Here is a 10,547-nt window from a genome sequence, read left to right on the forward strand (position 1 = left end):
GGTCCTCTCCGGCACCACGGGCGAGTCGCCCACCACCACGGACGACGAGAAGTCGGCCCTCGTCACGGCCGTCCGCGAGGCTGCCCTCCCACCACCCCAATCAGCCGGCCGAGAAGCCGAGCTCGACAAACGGGTGGGGGCGGCGGGGGCGAGGAACTAACCCCGCGTCAGCGACAGCAGGTCCCGCGCCGGGCCGGTGGGGCGATGCCCCGTCGGCCACACCGCCCTCAGGTCCCGCGCCAGGGCGACCCCCTCCACCGGCACCGGCACCAGCCGTCGCAACGCCAGCTCCTCCCCCACCGCCAGTTCGCTCAGCACCGCCGGGCCCGCACCGCTCACCGCCGCCGCCTTGACCGCCGTCGTGGACGACAGCTCGATCAGCGGCCGGGCCAGCCCGCCCAGCGCCGCGTCCAGCACCTGCCGCGTACCCGACCCCTTCTCGCGGAGGATCAACGGCGTCGACGCCAGTTCCTCCGCGGCCAGCGACCGGCGCCGCCGGGCCCACGCGTGCCCCGGCGCGGTCACCACTATCAGCCGGTCATGGGCGATCACCGCGGAGTCGAGTCCGGCCGGCACCGACAACCCCTCCACGAACCCCAGATCCGCCTCGTCCGACAGCAGTCGCTCCGCCACCACCGTCGAGTTCCCCGCGTGCAGCGACACGGCCGTGTCGGGCCGCTGCGCGCGCAGCGCGAGCAGCCAGCCGGGCAGCAGATACTCCGCGATCGTCATGCTCGCGGCCACCCGCAGCCGGGAGTCGCGGCGGACGCGCAGCGCCTGCGCCCCGACGTCGAACGCCTCCGCCGCCTCCACGATCCGCCGCGCCCAGTCCGTCACCAGGGCCCCCGCGTCCGTGAGCCGGGATCCCCGGGGCGAGCGGTCGACCAGCGCCACGCCGAGCTGCCGCTCCATCGACCGGATCCGGCTGCTGGCCGCGGGCTGGGTGATGCCGAGTTCCCGCGCCGCACCGCCGAGACTGCCGAGCCGCGCCACCGCCAGCAGCAGCTCCAGGGCGCCCAGATCCGGCACCCGGTGCGCCAGGGGCCCGGTGACACCCGGCCCGGCCTGCTCATCCGCGTTGCTCATAAACCCAGCTTATGTCGCCATAGAGGCATGGTCCCTGGTGGTGTGCCGTGCCCGGAACCACCGTGGAGTCATGGTCACCGCAGCCCAGCCCCTCGTGTACCCGCTCTCCGTCCGTCATCTCGGGCCCAACTGGTACGCCACCGTGATGGGCACCGCCGTCGTCGCCACCGCCGGGGCCGCCCTCGCACCGCACGCCCCGGGGCTGCGCGGCGTGCTCACCGGAGTGTGGGCCCTCTCCCTCGTCCTGCTCCTGGCACTGCTGACGGGCCGGGCCGTGCACTGGACCCGGCACCGGGACCAGGCCCGCGCCCACCTCCTCGACCCGGCGACGGCACCCTTCTACGGCTGCCTGGCCATGGCCCTGCTGGCGGTGGGCGGCGGCGCCCTCACCGTCGGCCGGGACTGGATCGGCCTGCGGGCGGCCGTCACGCTCGACGCGGTGCTGTTCACCGCGGGCACACTGATCGGGCTCGCCGCGGCCGTCGCGGTGCCGTATCTGATGGCCGTACGCCATCGGGTGGGGCCGGGGCAGGCCACGCCGGTCTGGCTGCTGCCGCTCGTCGCACCCATGGTGTCGGCCGCCGTCGGGCCGCGGCTGGTGCCGCATCTGCCGCCCGGTCAGGCCCGCCAGACGCTGCTCCTCGTCTGCTTCGCGCTGTTCGGGCTCAGTCTGCTCGCGACCCTGGTCATGCTGCCGCTGGTCTTCGCCCGGTCGCTCACCGGCGGGCCGCTGCCCCTCGCCCTCACCCCGACCCTGTTCCTGGTGCTCGGCCCGCTCGGGCAGTCCACCACCGCCGTCGGCGCCTTCGCGGACGTCGCGCCCGGGGTCGTACCGGAGCCGTACGGCGAGGGATTCGGGGTCCTCGCCGTGCTCTACGGCGTGCCCGTGATGGGGTTCGCGCTGCTGTGGGCCTGCCTGGCCGCCGCCCATGTGCTGCGTGCCCGGCGGCACGGGATGCGGTTCTCGATGACCTGGTGGTCGTTCACCTTCCCGGTCGGGACCTGTGTCACGGGCACCGAGGCGCTGGGCCGGCACACCGGGCTCGTCGCCTACGCGGGTCCGGCGGTGCTGCTGTACGCGGTGCTGGTCGCGGCGTGGGGCACGGCCGTCGTGGGCACCGTGCGCGCACTGCTCAGGGGCGAGCTGCTCGCAGCGCCCGCTCCAGTACCCGCGGCGCCTCGGCCAGTGACGGTCCGTACCACGTCAGGTGCCGTCCGCTGACGAGCGCGCAGGGCAGGCCGGGGAAGGCCTCGGGGCCGTCGTCCGCGGTGAAGCGGTACGGCTCGTCCGGCAGCACCACCACGTCGGGTGCCGCGGCGCGGAGTTCCTCCAGGGGGAGACGCGGGTAGCGGTCCGGGTGCGTCGCGTGCACGTGATCCACGCCGAGGCGGGCGAGGACGTCCCCCGCGAAGGTGTCACGGCCGAGAACCATCCACGGGCGACGCCAGATCGGCACGACGGCCGTCAGGCGCGTCCCGGGCTCCGGCAGGGCCGCCCAGGTCTCCTCCGCCTCGTCCAGCCAGCGCGGGCGGGACGCCACCTGGCAGGCGTCCAGCACCCGGGCCAGTTCCCGGAAGGCCTGCGGCACGTCGCGGATCTCCGTCACCAGGACCTCGACGCCCGCCGCGCGCAGGGCCGCGAGGTCGGGCGCGCGGTTCTCCTCCTCGTTGGCGATCACGAGGTCGGGCGCGAGGGAGAGGATCCGGTCGGTCTTCGGGTTCTTCGTACCGCCGACGCGTACGACGTCCAGGCCGGGGGGATGCGTGCACCAGTCGGTGACGCCGGCCAGGGTCCCGGGCGCGGACCGGGCCACGGCCTCGGTCAGCGAGGGGACCAGCGAGACGACCCTCACCGGCGCGGCCGGTCCCGGACCGCCTCGATGTGCTCCGCCACGGCGACGACGATCACCCGGGTGTCCGACTCCGCCGCCCGCCAGCGATGCCGTACCCCGCCGGTCAGGTACAGCGTGTCGCCACGGCCCAGGCGGTAGGCGCGGCCTTCCGCCTCGATCTCCACTGCGCCGTCGGCGACGTACATCAACTGGTCGTTGCGGTACTGGAATTCACGGCCGGCGTCATGGTCGCCGGTGAACTCGGAGGCGTGCATCTGGTGGTGACCGCGGACCAGGGAGCGGGACCGGGGCAGGGCTTGCGGTTCGGTGCCGTCGCCGCGGACGACGTCCACGCTGCACGCGGGGTCGGCCGCGGCGAGGAGCTCCACGGCGGTGGTGCGCAGGGCGTCGGCGACCTTCTCCAGGGAGCTGGTGCTGGGCCGCGCCCGGTCGTTCTCGATCTGGCTCAGGAACGGGACCGACAGACCGCTGCGCGCGGCCACGACGGCGAGGGTGAGGTCCAGGGCACGGCGCCGCCGGCGCACGGCCGCGCCCACCCGAAGGGGTTGCTCTTTGTGGTCGCCCATCGCTCCGGCTCCCTCCTTCGCCCGTCGATCCGCTCCCCGTGCGGCGGTGTCCCGGCGCACTGCTTCTGTTGAGTTGTCTGCACCCTACGCATGTTCGGCAAACCGTTTCAGGCGGCCGTCACATCGCTGTCATACGGGACAGCGCGACACCTCACACTTCGCGCCAGGCGATCCGCCGCCGAAGGGGACGGGGCAGGTCGCCCGCCCGCTGGGGGAACAGGCGGGGAGAGGGGGTTCAGGGGGTGGCGTAGCGCTCTGTGGTTGTCCGGATCCCGCTCGTGTGATCGGGGCCGGGGCGGGACGCGGCGTGTCGCGCGTCCCACCCCGGAACCCTACTGCGGAGTCATCCGACGCACCATGTCCGGGTGCTGCTGGAGCCAGTCGGCCACGGCTTCTTCCTCATGGCCCTGGCCGCGGTCCTTGATCTCGCTCTCCAGGCTGCCGAGCTCGTCCTCGCTCATCCTGAAGTTCTTGATCCACTTCGTGAGCCGCGGGTACTCCTCGGGGAACGTCTCGTTGGAGATGGTGCGGATCGTGTTGCCCTCGCCGAAGGCCTTCTTCGGGTCCTTCAGCTTGGTCAGCTCATAGTCGCTGTAGGCCCAGTGCGGCGACCAGAGGGTGACGGCGATCGGCTCCTTCTTGGCGTACGCGCGCTTCAGCTCGGCCAGCATCGCGGGCGTGGAGCCGTCGACGACCTCGTACTCCTTGTCCAGGCCGTAGCCGGGCAGGACCTTGTTCTTCAGCAGGTCCATCTCACCGGTGCCCGGCTCGATGCCGATGATCTTCCCCTTGAACGTGCCGGACTTGCCCTTGAGGTCCTCCAGGGAGTCGACGCCCTTGACGTAGGACGGCACGGCGATCTCCAGGGAGGTCGGTTCGTACCAGGTGCCGAGGTCCTTGAGCCGGTCCTTGTTCTTGTCCCAGTAGTTCTTCTGGGCGTAGGGCAGCCAGGCGTCGAAGTTGAGGTCGAGATCGCCCGAGGCCAGACCCGTGTAGACCGGCCCGACGTCCATCTGCTTGAGGTTCAGCGTGTACCCGCGACGCTCCAGGACGTTCTTCCAGAGGTAGGTGACGGCGATGTCCTCGTCCCAGGGGAACCAGGCGACGTCCAGGGGCTGCTTCGCCTCGGCCGGCGTGCTGGCGCCGGTGTTCCGCACCGGGGCGAGCTTGTCGACGACGCCGGGGTTCTGCTTCAGCCAGGCGCGGACGGCGTCCTGCTGATTGCCCTTGCCCGCCTTGTTGATCTCGGCCTCGAGGCCGGTGAGCTGCTTCTCGCTCATCTTGAACTTCTTCAGCCAGCCGGCGACCGTCGGGTCGTCGCCTGCGAAGCCCTTGCGCGCGAGGGTGTGCACACCGTCGCCCTCGCCCCAGGCGCCCTTGGGGTCCTTGAGCTTCTTCAGGTCGTAGTCGTTGTACGCCCAGTGCGGCGACCAGAGCGTGGTGACGATCGGCTTCTTCTGGGCGTAGGCGCGCTTCAGTTCGGCCAGCATCGCGGGCGTGGAGCTGTCGACGACCTCGTACTCCTTGTCGAGGCCGTACTCCTTGAGGACCTTGCTCTTGAGCAGGGCCATCTCGCCCGCGCCGGACTCGATGCCGGTGATCTTTCCGCCGAACTCGGGGGCCTTGCCCTTGAGGTCCGCCAGGGAGTCGATGCCCTTCATGTAGGCGGGAACCGTGAGCTCCAGGGACGTCTTGTCGTACCAGGCGCCGAGGTCGTCGAGCTGCTTGCCGTACTTCTTCCAGTACTGGGCGTGGGTCGTGGGCAGCCAGGCGTCCGTCTGGAAGTCGACGTCGCCCTGGGCGAGGGAGGTGTACAGCGGGCCCGCGTCGAACTGCTTGGCCTCTACCTCGTAGCCGCGCTGCTCCAGGACCTCCTTCCAGAGGAAGGTCGAGGCGACGCCCTCGTCCCAGGGGATGTAGCCGATGCTGATCTTCTTGCCCTGGCCGACGTTCCTGCCGTCCGCCGCGGCCTCGGTGCCCGTGCTGCCGCCCAGGACGCCCATGCCGCCCGCGGTGAGCGCGAGGACGACGACGCCGATCACGGCGACGGCCGGGCGGGGCCGGTAGGACCAGATCTTCAGCCCCTGGGCGGCGCGCAGCTTGGCGGCGGCGCGGCGGCCGAGCGGGGAGACCTGGGTGCCGAGCGCGCTCGTCATGCGGTCCAGGTAGATCGCGAGGATCACGATGGCCACACCGGCCTCGGAGCCGAGGCCCACGTTGAGCTGGCCGATGGCCTCGTTGACGTCGCCGCCGAGGCCGCCGGTGCCGACCATGCCGGCGATCGCGGCCATGGACAGGCCCAGCATGATGACCTGGTTGACGCCGGCCATGACGGTGGGCAGGGCGAGCGGGAGCTGGACGCGCAGCAGCGTGTTGCGGGGCGTGGTGCCGAACGCCTCGGCGGCCTCGACCAGTTCCTTGTCGACCTGCCGGATGCCCAGCTCGGTCATGCGCACGCCCGGGGCGAGCGCGAAGATCAGGGTGGCGACGATGCCGGCGGGGGCGCCGGTGCCGAAGAACAGGATCGCCGGGATGAGGTAGATCATCGCGGGCAGCGTCTGCATGAAGTCCAGGACGGGCCGGACCAGACCGCTGACGCGGTCGGAGCGGGCCGCCCAGATGCCCACGGGCAGGGAGATCACCAGCGCGATGACGGTCGCCACGAGGACGAGCGCCAGGGTGATCATCGCGTTCTCCCACAGTCCGAGGGAGTCGATGAACGCGAACCCGGCGAAGGTGAGGACACCGGCGAGGGTGCCGCGCAGCCAGAAGGCGATCACGGCGAAGATGCCTGCGAGGAGGAGCGGTTCGGGTGCCTGGAGGACGGCGTTGATGCCGTCGTAGAGGCCGAGGAAGACGGTCTTGCAGAAGTCGAAGAGCCACGCCATGTGGGTGGTGAGCCAGTCGACCCCGTCGTTGACCCAGCTGCCGAGCTGAATCCTAGGCACGGGCGGTCACCTTCTCTCCGCCCTTGTCCCGCGGGGAGTCGCAGGGCTGCGGGGTGGCGTCCGGCGCGTCGCCGAGGAAGCCGACCAGACGCTGCCGGGGGACGACGCCGATCTGCTTGTCGTCCTTGTCGACGACCGCGACCGGGTGGGAGAGCCGGGCGCTGATGGCGCACAGCTCCGTGAAGGGGGTGTCGGGCGTGGCGGTCTCGCAGTGGCAGCCGGGGTCGTCGGCGGTGACCGAGGTGTCCATGAGCTCGCCCGCGGTCAGGACGCGGGAGCGGTCGACGTCCTGGGTGAAGGAGGCGACGTAGTCGTTCTCCGGTCGCAGCAGGATGTCCTGGGCGGTGCCGTTCTGGACGATGCGGCCGTCGCGCATGACGGCGATGCGGTCGCCCAGGCGCATGGCCTCGTTCAGGTCGTGGGTGATGAAGACGATCGTCTTCTTCAGCTTCTGCTGGAGCTCCAGCAACTGGTCCTGCATGTCACGCCGGATCAGCGGGTCCAGGGCGCTGAAAGACTCGTCCATCAGCAGCAGGTCGGCGTCGGTGGCGAGCGCGCGGGCCAGACCGACGCGCTGCTGCATGCCGCCGGACAGTTCGTCGGGCCAGGACTTCTCCCAGCCGGCCAGGCCGCACAGGGCGAGCGCCTCGTCGGCGCGGCGTACGCGCTCGGCGCGGGGCACGCCCTGCACTTCCAGACCGTAGGCGGCGTTCTCGCGCACGCTGCGGTGCGGGAAGAGCGCGAAGTGCTGGAACACCATGCTGATCTTGCGGGAGCGGACCTGGCGCAGTTCGCGGTCGCTCAGCGCGGTCAGGTCCTGGCCGTCGAAGCGCACCTGCCCGGCGGTCGGTTCGAGCAGGCCGTTCAGCATGCGCAGCAAGGTGGACTTGCCGGAGCCGGACAGGCCCATGACCACGAAGATCTGGCCGGGCTCGACGGTGAAGGAGGCGTCGATCACGGCTGCGGTCGCGCCTTCGGCCCGCAGTTCCTCCCGGTCGGCTCCGCCGCGCAGCCGCTCGACGGCCCGGTCCGGTCTCCTGCCGAACACCTTGTACAGGCTCTCTGCCTCAAGCCTCGCTGACACGTTTCCTCTATTTCGTTGGCAACAGAACAGAGCGAGGACAGCGCGCAAACGGTTGAACAGGGCGCAAACAGTTGAAATGCGCAACCAGTCTCACTCCGGGGCGGCGCCTCCCCGAGATCCCGAATCCCAAACGCACAAGTGGGGCGCGTCACATTCGAGGCGAGTCTCTGTCGGTGACGTACGGCATGATGCGTGGCGTGACCGGACGACTGATGCTCCTCGACACCGCTTCCCTGTACTTCCGCGCCTACTTCGGCGTCCCGGACTCGGTCCGCGCCCCGGACGGCACGCCGGTGAACGCCGTGCGCGGACTGCTCGACTTCATCGACCGTCTGGTCAAGGACCACCGGCCGGACCTCCTGGTGGCGTGCATGGACGCCGACTGGCGGCCGCAGTGGCGGGTGGAGCTGATCCCGTCCTACAAGGCCCACCGCGTCGCCGAGGAGCACGCGGTCGGCCCCGACGAGGAAGAGGTGCCCGACACGCTGTCGCCGCAGGTGCCGGTGATCGAGGCGGTGCTGGACGCGGTGGGCATCGCGCGGGTGGGTGTCGCCGGCTACGAGGCGGACGACGTGATCGGCACGTTCACCGCCCGGGCGAAGGGCCCGGTCGACATCGTCACCGGTGACCGCGACCTGTACCAGCTGGTGGACGACGCACGCGGGGTGCGCGTGCTGTACCCGCTGAAGGGCGTGGGCACGCTGCAGCACACCGATGAGGCGGTGCTGCGTGAGAAGTATGGGGTCGACGGCAGCGGGTACGCGGATCTGGCTCTGCTGCGCGGCGACCCCAGCGACGGCCTGCCGGGCGTGCCGGGCATCGGTGAGAAGACGGCCGCCAAGCTGCTGGCCGAGTTCGGGGACCTGGCCGGGATCATGGCGGCGGTCGAGGACCGGGGGTCGAAGCTGACGCCGACGCAGCGCAGGCGGCTGGACGAGGCGCGTCCGTACCTCGCGGTCGCTCCGAAGGTGGTCCGGGTCGCGGACGACGTGCCCCTGCCGGACGTCTCCACAGCGCTGCCGCGCGCCCCTCGCGACCCGGCGGCCCTGGAGGCGCTGGCGGCCCGCTGGGGGCTGGGCGGCTCCCTGGAGCGCCTGCTGACGACGCTCGCGACCTGATCCCTTGTTCAAGGATTCGTAAGAGGACGACGTGACCTCCCGCACGAGAGGTGTCAAGTGAGCACAAGGTGCTAACTTAGGTAACCCTAACTATGTGAGACAGGGAGGTCCTCATGGCAGAGCGACCGGGACGCCAGCCGCGCAGGCTCCACTCCGCGCAGGTCGTCCGCACCGAGCGGCTGACCCCGCACATGCAGCGCGTGGTGCTCGGCGGCGAGGGCCTCGCCGACTTCTCGGCCGGCACATGCACCGACCACTATGTGAAGCTGCTGTTCCCGCCGGTGGGCGTCACCTTTCCGGAGCCCTTCGACCTGGAACGCGTGCGTGCCGAGCTGCCGCGCGAGCAGTGGCCGGTGACCCGGACCTACACGGTCCGCCAGTGGGACGCCGAGCACCGCGAACTGACGCTGGACTTCGTCATCCACGGTGACGAGGGTCTGGCCGGTCCGTGGGCCGTGCGGGTCCGGCCGGGCGAGACCGTGCACTTCATGGGACCCGGTGGGGCGTACGCGCCCGACCCGGGCGCCGACTGGCATCTGCTCGTGGGGGACGAGAGCGCGCTGCCCGCGATCGCCTGCGCTCTGGAGGCGCTGCCCCGCGGCTCCCGGGCCTACGCCTTCGTGGAGATCTCCGGCCCCGAGGAGGAGCAGAAGATCGATGCGGACGTGGAGGTCGTCTGGCTGCACCGCGGGGCGCGGCCCCTCGGCGAGGCGCTGGTCGACGCCGTGCGCGACCTGGAGTTCCCCGAGGGCCGTGTGCACGCCTTCGTCCACGGCGAGGCGCACTTCGTCAAGCAGCTGCGTCATCTGCTCCGCGTCGAGCGCCAGGTCCCGCGCGAGGCCCTGTCGATCTCCGGCTACTGGCGCCGCGGCCACAACGAGGACGGCTGGCAGGCGTCGAAGCGCGAGTGGAACGCCCGGATCGAGGCGGAGCAGGAGAGCGCGTCCGCCGCCTGAGGTCGGCCGGCCCACCACGGCACAGGGGGGTGTGCCGCAGCAGCCTCGGCCGCCTCAGTCCCCCCGCACGCGCGCGTGCAGATGCATGTCGTGCCATCCGTCCGGCTGCATGATCGCACTGCGCTTGGTGCCCTCCAGGCCGAAGCCGGTCCTGGCGGCCACGCGGCAGGACGCCTCGTTGCGCACGGCGTGCAGGAGCTCCAGGCGGTGGAAGCCGGTCTCGTCGAAGGCCCAGTGGGTGAGCGCGGTCGTGGCGCGGGCGGCCACGCCCCGGCCCCGGGCCGCCGGGACGGTCCAGTACGCCACCTCCGCCGTCGCGTCGTCGAGCCGGAGCTCGCGCAGCGCCACCCGGCCCAGCAGCGCACCGGACTCCGTGTCGGCCACGGCCCAGTGCGCCTCCCGCTCCCCCTCCCACGCCTGCTGCCACGTGCGGATCCAGTCACCGACCTCCGCAACGGAGTCGGCGGACCGTGCGTGCCACTGGTGCATCAACGGGTCCTGGAAGACCTCGTACACCGCGGGCGCGTCCCCCTCCCGCCAGGGGCGCAGGACGAGTCCGCCGGCGGCGGGGAGAGTCGGTTGGGGGCGGCCCGCGAGGGTCCCGGCGGTCAGGACAGGGCTGATGAGAAACGGCATGCCCGCATCCTGGCAAGATCCCGTCGGGCCTCCCAGTGGTTTTCCGCCCCGCCGCTGCGGCCTCGTACGCTGGGCCGCGATGAGACGCAAGACGCGCACCCCGCCCTCTCCCCTGCCGCAGCGCCGGGGTGTGGACCCGGTGCGGGTGCGGCTGCCCGGCACCGGGACCTGGGAGACGGTCCGCGAACACCTGGTGGAGCGGCTCTCCGGGGCGGGCGCCGGAGTCGTCGACGGCATGTTCGACTGCTGCCTGGTCCCTCCGTCCCACTGTCGGTCTCCGCCGGGGACGGCACCGCCGGT

Annotated in this window: 9 protein-coding genes and 2 pseudogenes; 5 read left to right on the forward strand and 6 right to left on the reverse strand. The window is 71.6% G+C overall.

Annotation, left to right across the window (positions count from 1 at the left end):
- Positions 1-157 (forward strand): annotated as a pseudogene (locus tag ABT116_RS50980) (4-hydroxy-tetrahydrodipicolinate synthase); the annotation flags it as partial.
- Here the strand turns inward: ABT116_RS50980 and ABT116_RS34325 are convergent.
- On the reverse strand, positions 157-1,086 hold the full coding sequence (locus ABT116_RS34325; RefSeq protein ID WP_351641918.1) for a LysR family transcriptional regulator: 930 nt from the start codon (positions 1,084-1,086) through the stop codon (positions 157-159). The pseudogene ABT116_RS50980 and the gene ABT116_RS34325 sit on opposite strands and share 1 nt — an antisense overlap.
- 70 nt (positions 1,087-1,156) lie before the next feature.
- On the opposite strand from ABT116_RS34325, the gene ABT116_RS34330 reads away from it, so the two are divergent.
- Positions 1,157-2,308: a TDT family transporter gene (locus ABT116_RS34330; RefSeq protein WP_351641920.1), complete on the forward strand. Its 1,152-nt coding sequence runs from the start codon at positions 1,157-1,159 to the stop codon at positions 2,306-2,308.
- On the opposite strand, the gene ABT116_RS34335 is transcribed toward ABT116_RS34330, so the two are convergent.
- The 4 genes from ABT116_RS34335 to ABT116_RS34350 all read right to left on the reverse strand — a co-directional run bounded on the left by ABT116_RS34335 (position 2,220) and on the right by ABT116_RS34350 (position 7,537).
- The gene (locus tag ABT116_RS34335; RefSeq protein WP_351641924.1) at positions 2,220-2,939 is read right to left on the reverse strand and encodes a helical backbone metal receptor; all 720 of its coding nucleotides are present in this window, start codon (positions 2,937-2,939) and stop codon (positions 2,220-2,222) included. The genes ABT116_RS34330 and ABT116_RS34335 overlap by 89 nt on opposite strands.
- Positions 2,936-3,505 carry a helix-turn-helix domain-containing protein gene (locus tag ABT116_RS34340; RefSeq protein WP_351641929.1) on the reverse strand — a complete coding sequence of 190 codons (570 nt, stop codon included), beginning with the start codon at positions 3,503-3,505 and terminating at the stop codon, positions 2,936-2,938. Before ABT116_RS34340 ends, ABT116_RS34335 begins: the two co-directional genes overlap by 4 nt.
- Before the next feature lie 332 nt (positions 3,506-3,837).
- Positions 3,838-6,453 (reverse strand): ABC transporter permease/substrate binding protein, encoded by a 2,616-nt coding sequence (locus tag ABT116_RS34345; protein WP_351641935.1) that lies wholly within the window; start codon positions 6,451-6,453, stop codon positions 3,838-3,840.
- On the reverse strand, positions 6,446-7,537 hold the full coding sequence (locus ABT116_RS34350; RefSeq protein ID WP_351641940.1) for a quaternary amine ABC transporter ATP-binding protein: 1,092 nt from the start codon (positions 7,535-7,537) through the stop codon (positions 6,446-6,448). The genes ABT116_RS34345 and ABT116_RS34350 overlap by 8 nt, the downstream gene beginning before the upstream one ends.
- A gap of 188 nt (positions 7,538-7,725) precedes the next feature.
- On the opposite strand from ABT116_RS34350, the gene ABT116_RS34355 reads away from it, so the two are divergent.
- Both ABT116_RS34355 and ABT116_RS34360 read left to right on the forward strand, forming a co-directional pair.
- Positions 7,726-8,655: a 5'-3' exonuclease gene (locus tag ABT116_RS34355; protein WP_351641957.1), complete on the forward strand. Its 930-nt coding sequence runs from the start codon at positions 7,726-7,728 to the stop codon at positions 8,653-8,655.
- A 113-nt stretch (positions 8,656-8,768) separates the two neighbouring features.
- Positions 8,769-9,611: a siderophore-interacting protein gene (locus ABT116_RS34360; RefSeq protein WP_351641947.1), complete on the forward strand. Its 843-nt coding sequence runs from the start codon at positions 8,769-8,771 to the stop codon at positions 9,609-9,611.
- A gap of 54 nt (positions 9,612-9,665) precedes the next feature.
- On the opposite strand, the gene ABT116_RS34365 is transcribed toward ABT116_RS34360, so the two are convergent.
- On the reverse strand, positions 9,666-10,247 hold the full coding sequence (locus ABT116_RS34365; protein ID WP_351641951.1) for a GNAT family N-acetyltransferase: 582 nt from the start codon (positions 10,245-10,247) through the stop codon (positions 9,666-9,668).
- A gap of 79 nt (positions 10,248-10,326) precedes the next feature.
- Here ABT116_RS34365 and ABT116_RS34370 point away from each other — a divergent pair.
- Positions 10,327-10,547, forward strand: a pseudogene (locus ABT116_RS34370) (pseudouridylate synthase); the annotation flags it as partial.

Source organism: Streptomyces sp. NPDC002130 (assembly GCF_040296465.1).
Taxonomy (GTDB): domain Bacteria; phylum Actinomycetota; class Actinomycetes; order Streptomycetales; family Streptomycetaceae; genus Streptomyces.